The organism is Pseudorhodobacter turbinis (genome assembly GCF_005234135.1).
Lineage (GTDB): Bacteria > Pseudomonadota > Alphaproteobacteria > Rhodobacterales > Rhodobacteraceae > Pseudorhodobacter > Pseudorhodobacter turbinis.
In genome coordinates this window covers 1,307,489-1,320,791 of record NZ_CP039965.1, presented here as the reverse complement: position 1 = coordinate 1,320,791, position 13,303 = coordinate 1,307,489, and the positions used below count along the sequence as shown (strand labels likewise).

The 13,303-nt window shown below is 58.2% G+C and carries 14 protein-coding genes; 8 read left to right on the top strand and 6 right to left on the bottom strand.

Going from position 1 to position 13,303, the window contains the following annotated elements:
• Nucleotides 1–6 precede the first annotated feature (6 nt).
• A complete protein-coding gene (locus EOK75_RS18805; protein WP_137195546.1) occupies nt 7–426 on the bottom strand; it encodes a PaaI family thioesterase in 420 nt (139 codons plus the stop codon).
• A 2-nt stretch (nt 427–428) separates the two neighbouring features.
• Complete coding sequence (locus EOK75_RS18800) at nt 429–1,595, bottom strand: acyl-CoA dehydrogenase family protein (RefSeq protein WP_137195545.1); 1,167 nt, start codon at nt 1,593–1,595, stop codon at nt 429–431.
• Nucleotides 1,596–1,684: 89 nt separating this feature from the next.
• Between EOK75_RS18800 and EOK75_RS18795 the strand changes: the two genes are divergently transcribed.
• From EOK75_RS18795 to EOK75_RS18775, 5 genes are all read left to right on the top strand, one after another.
• Nucleotides 1,685–2,461, top strand: a complete 777-nt coding sequence (locus EOK75_RS18795; protein ID WP_137195544.1) for an IclR family transcriptional regulator — start codon at nt 1,685–1,687, stop codon at nt 2,459–2,461.
• Between the two features lie 34 nt (nt 2,462–2,495).
• Nucleotides 2,496–3,416: an SDR family NAD(P)-dependent oxidoreductase gene (locus EOK75_RS18790; protein ID WP_137195543.1), complete on the top strand. Its 921-nt coding sequence runs from the start codon at nt 2,496–2,498 to the stop codon at nt 3,414–3,416.
• A 176-nt stretch (nt 3,417–3,592) separates the two neighbouring features.
• The gene (locus EOK75_RS18785; RefSeq protein WP_240794098.1) at nt 3,593–4,756 is read left to right on the top strand and encodes an acyl-CoA dehydrogenase family protein; all 1,164 of its coding nucleotides are present in this window, start codon (nt 3,593–3,595) and stop codon (nt 4,754–4,756) included.
• Complete coding sequence (locus EOK75_RS18780; protein WP_137195541.1) at nt 4,756–5,850, top strand: CaiB/BaiF CoA transferase family protein; 1,095 nt, start codon at nt 4,756–4,758, stop codon at nt 5,848–5,850. The genes EOK75_RS18785 and EOK75_RS18780 overlap by 1 nt, the downstream gene beginning before the upstream one ends.
• A 3-nt stretch (nt 5,851–5,853) precedes the next feature.
• Complete coding sequence (locus EOK75_RS18775) at nt 5,854–6,690, top strand: HTD2 family dehydratase (protein ID WP_137195540.1); 837 nt, start codon at nt 5,854–5,856, stop codon at nt 6,688–6,690.
• 2 nt (nt 6,691–6,692) lie between these two features.
• Here the strand turns inward: EOK75_RS18775 and EOK75_RS18770 are convergent, their stop codons facing one another.
• The 4 genes from EOK75_RS18770 to EOK75_RS18755 all read right to left on the bottom strand — a co-directional run bounded on the left by EOK75_RS18770 (nt 6,693) and on the right by EOK75_RS18755 (nt 10,342).
• Entirely contained in the window at nt 6,693–7,394 is a 702-nt protein-coding gene (locus EOK75_RS18770; protein WP_137195539.1) for a GntR family transcriptional regulator, read from the bottom strand.
• Between the two features lie 78 nt (nt 7,395–7,472).
• Nucleotides 7,473–8,432, bottom strand: coding sequence for an NAD(P)-dependent oxidoreductase (locus tag EOK75_RS18765; RefSeq protein ID WP_137195538.1), 960 nt, complete (start codon nt 8,430–8,432; stop codon nt 7,473–7,475).
• A gap of 89 nt (nt 8,433–8,521) precedes the next feature.
• Entirely contained in the window at nt 8,522–9,247 is a 726-nt protein-coding gene (locus tag EOK75_RS18760) for a ribonuclease activity regulator RraA (protein ID WP_137195537.1), read from the bottom strand.
• Nucleotides 9,248–9,433: 186 nt separating this feature from the next.
• A complete protein-coding gene (locus EOK75_RS18755; RefSeq protein ID WP_240794144.1) occupies nt 9,434–10,342 on the bottom strand; it encodes a LysR family transcriptional regulator in 909 nt (302 codons plus the stop codon).
• A gap of 124 nt (nt 10,343–10,466) precedes the next feature.
• Here EOK75_RS18755 and EOK75_RS18750 point away from each other — a divergent pair, with 124 nt between their 5' ends.
• The 3 genes from EOK75_RS18750 to EOK75_RS18740 are packed head-to-tail and all read left to right on the top strand — an operon-like array spanning nt 10,467 to nt 13,191.
• Complete coding sequence (locus tag EOK75_RS18750) at nt 10,467–11,234, top strand: ABC transporter ATP-binding protein (RefSeq protein WP_137195535.1); 768 nt, start codon at nt 10,467–10,469, stop codon at nt 11,232–11,234.
• Nucleotide 11,235: 1 nt separating this feature from the next.
• Nucleotides 11,236–11,937 carry an ABC transporter ATP-binding protein gene (locus tag EOK75_RS18745; RefSeq protein WP_137195534.1) on the top strand — a complete coding sequence of 234 codons (702 nt, stop codon included), beginning with the start codon at nt 11,236–11,238 and terminating at the stop codon, nt 11,935–11,937.
• Between the two features lie 33 nt (nt 11,938–11,970).
• A complete protein-coding gene (locus tag EOK75_RS18740; RefSeq protein WP_137195533.1) occupies nt 11,971–13,191 on the top strand; it encodes an ABC transporter substrate-binding protein in 1,221 nt (406 codons plus the stop codon).
• The last annotated feature ends 112 nt before the right edge of the window (nt 13,192–13,303 follow it).

Sequence of the window (13,303 nt, the reverse complement as noted above, 5' to 3'; positions counted from 1 at the left end):
TCCCCCCTATTCCTTCCATCCTAAAAACAGATGCGTCTGCGATGTCATGCCGACCGTCTTGCCGTCACCCCGTGTCATCTTGACCTGCAAGACAAGCGTGGTGCGGCCAACGTGGATCGGTGTGCAGCGCGCCGTAACCGTATCGCCCACCTTGATCGGGCGCATGAAATTGGTTTTTGCCTCAACCGTGGTGTTGGACACCCCGACAGGGCTGTTGATAAAGGCCGATGTCCCCGCCGTGGTATCGGATAGCGTCATCAGCGCGCCGCCATGCAGCACCCCGTTGCGGTTGCCCATCTCGGGGGTGACCAGCATCTCGCAGACCACCTCCTCAGGGGTGCAGACCACTGTTTTGATGTCCAAAAGCGCCGCGAAACTTGATCGCGGCGGCATATCTGCGACATCCCGTGTTGGATGTGACGCCATAATCAACCCGCCCTATTGGCAAGGGTACGGCGCGCGATCACCAATTGCTGGATCTGGCTTGTGCCCTCATAAATGCGCAGCAAACGGATATCTCGGTACAGACGTTCAATGTCATATTCCGCCATATAGCCCGCGCCACCATGGATTTGCAGCGCCCGATCCGCGATCCGGCCAGCAGCCTCGGTGCAGAAATACTTGGTGCAAGAGGCCTCGAGGATCGCCTTGCCTTCGCGGTTGAATGTATCGGCCGTGGCACGCACAAGGGCGCGGGCGGCGTGAAGGTCTGCCTGACAATCGGCAAGCATTCCCTGCACAAGCTGGTGTTCCCCGATCGGCTTGCCGAACTGTTTGCGATCCAGCGCGTAATCGGTGGCGATATCGAGCATCCGCTGGCTTTGACCCACGGCCATCGCGCCGACATGGATGCGGCCACGGTCCAGCACCTTCATCGCGGTGCGGAAGCCCTTGTGCAGGTTCTCTGGCCCGCCGATGATGGCCGATTGCGGCACGCGCACATTGTCGAAAATCACGTCCGAGGTTTTGGTGCCACGCTGGCCCAGCTTGCGGTCGGGCTTGGCCACGGTGATGCCGGGTGTATCGGCGGGCACGATAAAGGCGGAAACGCCATCGGCGCCGGGTTTGTCGGCATCGGTGCGGGCAAAGACGGTAAACACCCCGGCGCGCACCGCATTGGTGATATAACGCTTGGTACCATTGATGACGAAATCATCGCCATCACGCCGCGCAGAGGTACGAATACCACCCGCATCCGACCCGTTATCAGGTTCGGTCAGCGCGAAAGAGGCGATTGTGTCGCCGCTGGCAATTCCCGGCAACCACTGGTCTTTTTGCGCAGGCGTGCCATCCATCACGATGCCCTGTGCGCCAATGCCAACATTGGTGCCGATCAGCGACCGGAACGTCAGCGAGGCATAGCACAATGCCTCGATCAGCCGCGCTTCTTGCGGAACATTCAAGCCGATGCCGCCGTATTCTTCGGGGGTAGAGAGGCCGAAAAGCCCCATCTCTTTCATCTCGGCAATAATCTCTTCGGGGATCGCGTCTTCTTCTTCGACCCGCCGTTCAGCAGGAATAAGACGTTCTCTCGCGAATCGGCTTACTGTATCTACCAGCTGTTCAAAAACATCATCATCCACACCTACCGCCATTGATTTTCCTCCCATTGGACGCTGTCAATCAAGTCTTGAACTAACAGAAGCATTCTGTATAGTAAATTATATTCTGCTCAAGGAATTATATGACCGACGATCAAAGCCACAAGCCCGTACCCGCAGTGCAGAACGCCATGATGATCATGCGCTTGCTGGCCACGACCAATCGCCCGATGGGTGCCACGCAGATCGCACGAGAGACGGAGATGAACGTTTCTTCAGCCTTCAATATCCTGCGTACGCTTGCGCATGAGGGGTTGCTCAGCTTTGATCCGATAACCAAAACATATCGCGTTGGCATGGGGTTGATGGAGCTTGCAGCCCCTTTGTTGGGTGCGAACCCTTCGGATTTGCTGCGCTCCACCCTTAACAGTGTCGCGCAAGACCATAGGGTGACGATCGCGCTGTGGCAGATCACCCCGCAAGACCGGATTGTGCTGATCGACAGGTTCGCAGCGCCCAATATCGTGCAGGCCGTGATCGCCCGAAACACCCGCCTGCCAGTCTTCGCAGGTGCTTTCGGGCGCAGTTACGCCGCCACGCTTGGCCTAAGCAAAGCCGCGACCCGCAAGGGATTTGATACAGTGCGCTGGCAGCAAGAGCCCGACTTTGACGCCTATTGGCAGGATGTCGCCACCGCCAAGGCCGTCGGATATGGCCGCGACCGCGGGCAGTTGTTTCGTGGGCTGGATATCGTCGCCACAATCGCACGTGACGGGGCAGGCAGCCCCCGCCTCGGGATGAGCAGCATCACCATCGCCGCACAGCATGATGACGAAAGCCTTGCCGGAGTGGGCAAGGCCTTGGCCGAGGCCGCACAGCTTATCGAGCGCTGCTTGTTTGTGCGTCCCGCAGGCCCCTGAATTACCAGAGCTTAGATCACACATCGGAGGAAATATGTCAGAAACCAAACCCCTCGGCGGGAAAGTCGTCCTTGTAACCGGAGCAGGCGGCGGCATCGGTCGCGCCATAGCGCTTGAGGCTGCCAAAGCGGGCGCTGCCGTTGTTGTGAATGACATCGGCGCATCCCTCGACGGCAAGCGCGAATCCAGCGCTGCGGCGGAACAAACCGTTACCGAGATCGAAAAGCTTGGCGGTAAGGCCGTGGCCAATGGCGATGATGTTTCCATCCAAGAGGGCGCGCAGGCGATGGTGCGTCAGGCCACAGACAGCTTTGGGCGGCTGGATGCCGTGGTGAATAACGCAGGCATCCTGCGCGATTGCTTCTTTCACAAGATGACCTATGAAGATTTCGACGCGGTGGTGAAAGTCCACCTTTACGGCACGTTCAACGTCAGCCGCGCGGCGGCAGATGTGATGCGCGAGCAAGGCTCCGGCAGCCTGATCCATATGACGTCCACCTCTGGCCTGATCGGCAATCTGGCGCAGGCCAACTACTCGGCGGCCAAGCTTGGTATCGCCGCGCTGTCCAAGTCCATCGCATTGGACTTGCAGCGCTGGAACATCCGTTCCAACTGCATAGCCCCCTTTGCCTGGAGCCGGATGACCTCTTCGATCAAGGTGGACAGCCCCGAGCAAGAAGCCCGCGTTAACCGGATGAAGGAAATGGCACCGGAAAAGATCGCCCCGATTGCGCTCTATCTGGCATCTGATGAAGGCGCGGACACCACCGGCCAGATCTTTGCCGTGCGCAACAACGAGATTTTCCTGATGTCGCAGCCGCGCCCCGTCCGCTCTGTGCATCGTGGTGAGGGCTGGGATCTGGACAGCGTGCGCAGCCATGCGATTCCGGCACTGCGGTCAAGCTATGTGCCGCTGGATGTTTCAGCCGATGCCTTTAGCTGGGATCCGGTTTAAGCTGGACCATAAAATCTGTGAAAGGCGGCCCCGCGGCCGTCTTTTGCATTGGCGGCCTTTCAAGCCATGCTGTTTCAGCATATCTGAAAGGCCATTCAGATATTTGATAAATGAGTCGGCCTGACGGATTATCGGGAAAATTCTGCTTGATGCGAAAACCCCCGAGGAGCCTTCCGTTGTACCAGCACGATGCAAATGACTTTCAAGACATCCGTGACGCCGTTCGCGCGCTCTGCGCAGGCTTCCCTGATGAATATCACCGTAAAATCGATGAACAGCGCGCCTATCCCGAAGAATTCGTGGAGGCCCTGACCAAAGCGGGCTGGCTGGCTGCCCTTATCCCCGAAGAATACGGCGGCTCGGGTCTTGGGCTGACTGAAGCGGCGGTGATCATGGAAGAGATCAACCGTGCGGGCGGCAATTCCGGCGCCTGCCACGGCCAGATGTACAATATGAACACGCTGGTACGCCACGGATCAGAGGCACAGCGCCAGAAATACCTGCCCCGGATCGCCAGCGGCGAACTGCGCCTGCAATCCATGGGCGTGACCGAGCCGACGACCGGCACCGATACCACACAGCTGAAAACCACCGCCGTCAAGAAGGGCGATAAATACGTCATCAACGGCCAAAAGGTCTGGATCAGCCGGGTACAGCATTCCGACCTGATGATCCTGCTGGCGCGCACGACGCCGCTGTCCGAGGTCAAGAAGAAATCCGAAGGGCTTTCGATCTTTATCGTCGATATCAAAGAGGCGATGAAATCGGGGATGCGGGTGCAGCCGATCCTGAATATGGTCAACCATGAGACCAATGAGCTGTTCTTTGACAACCTTGAAATCCCCGAAGAAAACCTCATCGGGGAAGAGGGCAAGGGATTTAAATACATCCTGACCGGCCTCAATGCCGAACGCACCTTGATCGCGGCGGAATGTATTGGCGACGGCTATTGGTTCACCGACCGCGTCGTGCGCTATGTCAGCGAGCGCGAAGTCTTTGGCCGCCCAATCGGCAAAAACCAGGGTGTGCAATTCCCGATTGCCGAAGCCTATATTGAGATCGAGGCCGCCAACCTGATGCGCAAAAAGGCTTGTGAGCTTTATGACGCGGGCCAGCCTTGCGGCGCCGAGGCGAATATGGCGAAATACCTTGCGGCCAAAGCCTCATGGGAGGCGGCGAACGCCTGTTTGCAATTCCATGGCGGGTTCGGCTTTGCCTGCGAATATGACATCGAGCGGAAATTCCGCGAAACGCGGCTCTATCAGGTTGCGCCGATCTCGACCAACCTCATCCTTTCCTATGTGGCCGAACATATCCTCGGCCTGCCGAGGTCGTTCTGATGCGGCCGCTGGAAGGGATCAAGGTTGTCTCTATCGAGCAAGCCGTCGCCGCACCGTTTTGCACCGCGCGCCTTGCCGATGCGGGGGCAGAGGTCATCAAGATCGAGCGCCCCGAGGGCGATTTCGCGCGCGGCTATGATACGGCTGCCAAAGGCCAATCAAGCTATTTCGTCTGGTTGAACCGCGGCAAGACATCCCAGACGGTCAATCTGGCCTCGGCCGAAGGCAAAGCGGTTCTGGCCGAGCTGCTGGCCGGCGCGGATGTGCTGGTGCAAAACCTCAAACGCGGTGCGCTGGACCGGCTTGGCTTTGGGCCGGACAGATTGGCGCAGGATTTTGCCCATCTTATCTGTTGCTCCATCACGGGGTACGGCGATGGCGGGCCGATGGCGGATCGCAAAGCCTATGATTTGCTGGTGCAGGCAGAATCCGGCCTGTGCTCGATCACCGGTGGCCCGTCGGAACCGGCGCGCGTTGGCATTTCCATCGTGGATATTGCCACGGGGGCGACTGCCCATTCCGCGATCCTTGAGGCGCTGCTGCGCCGTGCGGTAACGGGGCAAGGGGCGCATATCTCAATCTCTATGTTTGACGTGATGGCAGAATGGCTGACGGTGCCACTGCTGAACCATGAGGCGGGAAGCAGCCCAAAACGCATCGGCCTCGCGCATACCTCTATTGCGCCTTACGGGGTGTTTACGGCCAAGGATGGCGCACAGATTTTGTTATCGGTGCAAAGTGATCGGGAATGGAAGAACCTGTCTGCGGTGTTCTTGCAAGCGCCAGAACTTGCGACAGATCCGCGTTTCGCCCGTAACGTCAACCGGGTGCAAAACCGCGTTGAAACCGATGCTATTGTCGGTGCCGCCTTCGCCCAGATGACCGGACCAGAGGCGGTTGCCGCCCTGTCGCGGGCGGATGTCGCCTTGGCGCAGCTTAATGATATGGACGGGCTGTCCAACCATCCGCATCTGCGCCGGATCACGGTAGAGACGGAATCGGGGCCGGTGTCCTTGCCTGCCCCTGCGCCGGTTTGGGGCGATGATCCGCACAGCTATGGGCCGGTGCCCGCGCTGAAGCCATTGGAGGCCTGAAGTATGTCACTTGATATTGACCACCTGCGCCAATGGATCGGGCGCGAGGATCAGGCGCATGAGGTGTTGTCCTCCACGTTGGCGCAACGCCTGTATGCCACGCTGGACCGCGAAGGCCCGACCGAGGACGGGGCCGATGCACCGCTTTTGACCCATCACTGCCTGTGCCAACCCCTTGTGTCCACGGCCGAACTCGGCCCCGATGGCCACCCGAAGCGCGGCGGTTTTCTGCCGCCGGTGCCGCTGCCAAGACGGATGTGGGCGGGCGGCGCGCTGCAATTTCACTCCGCGCCAAGGGTTGGTGAGGATATCACCCGCCAATCGGTGATCGAGGATGTGACGATGAAAAGCGGCCGCTCCGGTGCGCTGTGCTTTGTGGCCGTGCGCCATAACTTCAGCAGCCCGCGCGGACCCATCCTAAGCGAGCGACAAGATATCGTGTACCGCGAGGCAACACCAAGCGGCACGGCGGCCAAGCCCACCCCTGCCCCGCACGGCGAGGAACGGCGCGAAATCAGCGCCTCTCCGGCGTTTTTGTTCCGCTATTCCGCGCTGACCTTCAACAGCCACCGCATCCATTATGACCTGCCCTACGCGATGGATGAGGAGTTCTATCCCGGCCTTGTGGTGCATGGTCCGTTGCAGGCAATGCTCTTGGCACAATATGCAGCCGATCTGATGGGTCGCACGCCGAGCAGCTTCAGTTTCCGCAGCATGGCCCCCATTTTCGGCGGTGGCAGCTTCTTTTTACATGCCCAAAAGCAGGGGGATGACCTTAAACTTTGGACAGCAGCACCTGATGGCCCGATGGCGATGGAGGCGCAAGCCCGCTGGGATTAGCTTTAATCGATCAGCCAGTCACCATGCTTGGCCCTGATCGCCTCAATATTCTGGGTGGAGCGGGACACATGGGCGCGCACGGCCGCTTGCGCGCCCATCGAATCCCCGCGCCTCAGGGCATCAATAATGCCCGCGTGATCCTCGATAATCTGCCCCGAGCGTCCCTCTAGCGGCAGATGCAGCTTGTGCAGCCGGTCATTGTGCCCACTGCGTTGCCGAACAAGATCCCAAAGGTCCGAAATGCGCGCCGCCTCGAATATGATCTTGTGGAAAGTTTTGTCCATAATCGAAAATTCAGCCAGCTCCATCTGATCCGCCAGATATCGTTGGCGTTTGATGCAATCCTCAAGCGCGCAGAGCATTTCTTCTGGCGGGTTTTCGGACAGCCTGTGGACGGCCTCACGTTCCAGCGCGGTGCGCAAAAACAAGGCCTGCTGAACGGCGCCGATGTTTATCCGGCTGACCTTGGTCGCATGCTGGGGAAAAACATCGACAAGCCCGTCCTCTTCCAGACGCATCAACGCGTCCCTGATCGGCGTCTGGCTGGTGCCAAACCGTTTTTGCAGCGCCGCACGCGACAGCACGGTGCCCGGCGACAACGACAGCGAGATGATATCATCCCGCAATATTTGATAGATTTGGGCCGAGGCAAGGCTGAAGCGGTTCAGCCGGTCAACGGGCGGCATATTATCAGGGGTCGTCATTGCATCGCTCCAGATCTGAATAATCGGCCAACCGGTGGTGCCATGTTACGCCAGCCCCCTGCGCCTGTCCGGATAAAATCATTCAACCGCCGCAAGAACCTCAGGGTTGACGACAAGCGACAGGTCCAGCCGCCCATTGATCCCGTCCAGACAGTTTTGCGCCGCTGTCATGGCCATGCGGGCCGCGCCATCGTCGCTCATCGCGGCCATATGCGGCGACAGGATGATATTATCCAGTTTTAGCAATGGGTTATCAGGCGTCACCGGTTCTTGCGCAAATACGTCAAGCCCCGCCGCGCGGATTTGGCCACTGGCAAGCGCAAGGGCAAGGGCCGCCTCATCAACAATTCCGCCACGAGAGGTGGAAATAAGAACCGATGACGGTTTCATCATATCAAAGGCCGCAGGCCCGATAAGATTGCGCGTGGCGGGCAACAACGGCACATGGATGCTAACAACATCCGCCAGCTTCAAACCATCGGACAGGCTAACCTTGATCCAATCAGTATCCTGATTATTAGCCGAGCTGTCGTGAAAATACACGGTCATCCCAAAGGCTTGCGCTCGTTTCGCGACCAAAGCACCAATCCGGCCCATGCCGACCACCAGCAAATTCTTGCCCGCCAGATCGTGTGAGGCGAGGGAATCGCGATACCCCCAATTGCCCGCGCGCGTCGCTTGGTCATACCGCAGACCCATTTTGGTTGCCGCCAGCATCAGATAAAACGCATGCTCGGCCACCGATACCGCGTTTTGGTCGCCAATCACGGTCAACGGAATCCGGCGACGGTTCAACGCCTCAAGGTCGACATTATCGATCCCCACGCCATGCCGCGAAACGATTTTGAGGTTTTGCGCGCCGTCAATATGCGCGGCGGTAAGCGGAGAGGTTCTGATCAGGATCGCCGTTGCCGTGCGCGTGGCAGCCATGACGGCGGCACTGTCATCGGGATCGACAAAGACGGCTTTGATGCCCGGCGTATTTTCCAGAAATTCGATCCCACGGGGATGAATGCTTCCGATAACCGCGATTTCCATTCAGGTGATCTTTCAAAACATATCAGATACGCGGGGGTAAGACGCGCTACGCCACGCGTCTTACCTTTGATCCGATAATAAGACCAGATTTAGCGGCCTGTCTTCTCACGCCATTTGGCGTATTTTTCCAGATTGGCCTCTTCGGTCGCGGGATAAAGGCCGATGATACCGGCGCCGGCATTCACCTGCTCCAGCACGAAATCCTCAAAGGATTCCATGCCGGTGCATTCATCCGCAATCTCATCCGCCAGATGGGCGGGGATCACCATGACGCCGTCGCTGTCGCCCAGCATCACATCGCCCGGAAATACCGGTGCATCACCGCAGGCAATCGGCACGTTGATCTCGATCGCCTCGTGGTGCGTCAGGTTGGTCGGGGCCGAGGGCCGCGCGAAATAGGCAGGCATATCCAGCGCCCCGATACCCGCCGCATCACGCACACCGCCATCAGACACCACACCTGCCGCCTTGCGCAGCGCAAGCCGTGTGATCAGGATAGAGCCCGCCGTCGCCGCGCGAGAATCCTTGCGCGCATCCATGACTAGCACGTGGCCCTCGGGGCAGGTTTCAATAGCGACGCGTTGCTTGTGGTCGCGGTTGCGGAAAACGGTCAGCGGGTTGCGATCTTCGCGCGCGGGGATATAGCGCAGGGTAAAGGCCTGCCCGACCATCGTCACCGGCTTGATCGCAACGGGCGCGACACCCTGAACGAATTGGTTGCGCAGCCCGCGTTTGTAAAGCGCCGTGGCAACCGAGGCGGTGGATACTTTCTTCAGCTTCTCACGCGTGGCCTCGGACAGAATATAGTCGGTCATGCTTGGTTCCTATGGATAATTCTGACTGCGGCGATGCAGCCTGTTGCCTCACAATAATCGCGGGATCGCCCCCTCATCGAGACAGTGCAGTCTCTTTCCTCAATAAATGCACTAATACATTTGCTGAGAGCAAGCAAGCATCTTGGCTACCAGATCCGGGACCAAGCGACGAAACCATGCACGGTTTTAGGGCGCGTCAGACGCGCTGCTGCGGCTTGACTGCAAAAGCCAGTCTTTGAAACGGGTCGCAGCGGGCGACAGGATCGTTTCCTTGGGCACAACCAGATGATAGGCAAAGGAGCTTTTAAAGCTGCAATCAAAGAGCTGCACCAAAAGGCCCGACTCCAACTCGGGCTTGATCATACGCCTGGAAAAGAGCGAAACCCCAAGCCCGTTGATGGTTGCGTTCAACTGGAAATGTCGATCTTCCAACAGGATTTCGCGTTGGGGCGAAGACAGCTCTATCAGATTGTCCTTCAGAACCTCTGACCACATGCGCTTGTCATCAACATGCAGCATCGTACAGTTCTTAAGGTCGGAAAGATCGGTGATCCCGGATTCTTTCTGATAATCTGGGCTGCACACGGCAACCAGCTCTTCATTCCACAGATGGGTTACGTGAAAGCCGGGCCAATCCCCCCGCCCCCAATGAATGCCCAGATCGGCAAAACTGCTGGGCTGGGCGCTATACACAAAGTCGTTGTTATGGTTGAGAAAGGCAATCTCCAGCCCCGGGTGCGCTTCCCACATCAAGCCCAAACGGGGCGACAGCCACCTGCTTGCAAACATCGGCAGCACGGCAATGCGCACCAGATCCCTGCGGTTCGCCACCTGATCCAGCCCCGACTGGATCAGGCTAAGCGCTTGGGCCACGTGCAGCGCAAGTATTTCCCCATGGGCGGTGATTTTCAGCCCCGTACCGCTGCGTTCAAACAAAGGAACGCCAACGTCATCCTCCAGCTTTTTGATGTGATAGCTTACCGTGCTTTGCGAAGTATTCAAAAATTCGGCAGTGCGCGTCAGGTTTTTCAACTGCGCCGCCACGTCAAACACCTGAATAGATTTGATATTCTTGATTATAGAGGCCACTTGCATCACCAACACTTCCTAATGACAGCAGACTATCATCTATTTTTTCGATGGCCAGAGCGATATTTTCTATTTTGTTTAACCATTTAGCCCCGCTAGCTTGCAACGATCGCGGCCAAGGGGGGAATCAATGGCAGAGACGATTTTGGAGGTGAGGAACCTTCACAAATCCTTTGGGGGGGTGCAGGCCATTCGTGACCTTTCATTCAGCGTCAGCGCGGGTGAGGTCATGGGGCTAATCGGGCCGAACGGATCGGGCAAGTCCACAACCGTAAATTCGCTGGCGGGATTGTTCTCCGCGACATCCGGCCAGATCGTGCTTGGCGGGGAAGAGATCCAGCATCTGCCGGAATATCCGCGGGTTGCAAAGGGGCTGACCAGAACCTTTCAAACCGCCAGCGTCTTTCCCGAATTCACCGTGCGAGAGCAGGTCCGCCTGGGCAGCAACACCACGCTGAAATCCAATCCGCTGGCTTCTGTTTTCCGGCTTGGAGGCAGCAGCGATGAGGAAAAGCGCGTTGAGGCGCGCATCGAGGACATCCTGCATCTGACCGATCTGCACCGGATCGCAGATAAAAAGGTCAGCACCATTTCCTCGGGTGAGCAGCGGTTCTTGATGATCGCCACCGCGCTTGCGGCCGACCCAAAGCTGATCTTGCTGGATGAACCCGCCGCAGGCCTTATCTCGCATGAACGCAAAACCCTGAGCGAGCTGATCAAATTGATCCGCAGCCGTGGCATCGCGGTTCTGGTGATCGAGCATCATATGGCCCTGATCATGGAGGTGTGCGACCGGATCGTGGTCCTTAACTTCGGGTCCAAGATCGCCGAGGGCACGCCCACCGAAATTCGCAGCAACAAGGCTGTCATTGACGCTTATTTGGGTGAGGCTGCCTGATATGTTGGACGTAAAAGATCTGAAGGTCAGCTATGGCGGTATCGAGGTCATCCACGGGATCGACCTGCACGTCAAAGAGGGCGAATGTGTTGCGCTGATCGGGGCCAACGGTGCGGGGAAAACATCCACGCTCAAAGCGATCTGCGGGCTGGTGCGCCCGTCGAACGGGGCAATCTCGTTCAACGGCACGGATATCACCGGCAAAAGCGGGCATGAGATTGTCCGCGCCGGCATCACCATGTGCCCCGAGGGGCGGCAGGTATTTCCACAAATGTCGGTTCTGCAAAACCTACGCATGGGGGCCTATTCGCGCAAGGATAACGAACAGGCGCAAGACGTCGAGGAAATGATGGATATGTTTCCCATCCTGCGCACCCGTGCGGGTCAGGCGGCAGGTACACTCTCGGGTGGGGAGCAAGAGATGCTGGCCATTGGCCGCGCGCTGATGTCGCGCCCCAAGCTGTGCATTTTTGACGAGCCGTCGCTGGGGCTGGCCCCCAAGATCGTCGCCGAAGTGGGTGCCACGATTGATCGGGTCAAGAAGATGGGCAAGACCATTCTGCTGGTGGAACAAAACTCGCTTATGGCGCTGCGGCTTGCCGATCGCGCCTATCTGTTCGAGGCGGGCGAGATTGTGTTGGAGGGGACCGGTGAGGAGCTGCAATCCCATCCTGAGGTGACCAAAGCCTATCTGGGCCATTGATCGCCTGTGTGAAATTCTAAGGGAGGAAATCGAATGAAACTGGGAAATCTGCTGCGCACAACTGCGCTGGCTATGACATCGCTGGCCATGTCGGGCAACGCCGTACTGGCCGATGAATTGACACTGAAAATCGGGGTCAGTGATGCGCTGACCGGTGGTGCTGCTGTTTACGGCCTACCGCAATCGCAATCCGTGGAAATGGCAGCCGAAGAGATTAACGCAAGCGGCGGCGTCAAGGTGGGGGACGACACCTATATGCTGGAGGTCATCGCCTATGATGACAAGGCGAACCCGACCGAGGCGTCCAACTCTGTTCGCAAGCTGATCGACCGTGACGGCGTGAAATATATCCTCGGGTTCTGCTGTTCGGGGGCCACGGGGGCTGTTGCCTCTTTCATCGAATATGAGGATGCGGTGATGTTGGTTGGCAACGCCGCCGAGCGTTCGATCACCACGATGGAAATCCCCAACTTGGTGCGCACACGTCCACCGGCCGATTACACCGGCGCGGCGGCGGGCACCTTTGTAGCCAACAAGGGCTTCAAGCGGGTCGCGGTTATCGGCGCGTTGGATGTCAGCTTTTACTCCAGCTATGTCGATGCCTTTGAGACATCATTGCAGGCCGCCGGCGGTGAGATCATCACCCGCGAATCCTTTGGCCTCAAAGACCGCGACATGACCCCGCAACTGACCAAGATCCGCAGCCTTGAACCCGATGCGATCCTTGTTGTCGGCTATGTTGAACCCGCCGCCTTCATCTATCGCCAGTCGGTCGAACTGGGCATCGACGTGCCGCGCTTCGGCTTTACCAGCGGCAGCGAGGAACAATTCCTGCGCGTGGCCAATTCCGACCAGATGGAAGGTGTTTGGGACCTGCGTCCGACAGAGCTGACCCTGCTTTCGGCCACCGACAACGGCATCGCCTACCATGAGAATTTCACCAAGAAATTCGGCATCGCGCCGTCGCCAAGCTCTCCCTATGCCTATGACCAGACCTATGCGCTAAAAGACGCGTTGGAGGCCGCAGGCGATGTTGACGACACCGAGGCCGTAGCAGCAGCCCTGCGCGAATTGCCCGTACCCGATGAGGTGGTGATGGAATATCTGCCGGTTGACGGCAAGATGTTTGACCAGAACGGCCAAGCCTATACATCAAACGGGGCCTTCCAATGGCAAAGCGACCAATGGGTTTACGTTGAGGATCTGCCCTCTGATCCAGCCGCTTATTCCGCCTTCCTAAGCACACTCGACTGATCCGATCAGTTTCAGCGCCGTTTCGCGCGGCGCTGGAATTTTTCAACCGTCCGCTGGCCTTCACTTTGGGCCAGCGCTTCTTGATCCATGCCCGGATGAGCGAGAAAAGAGA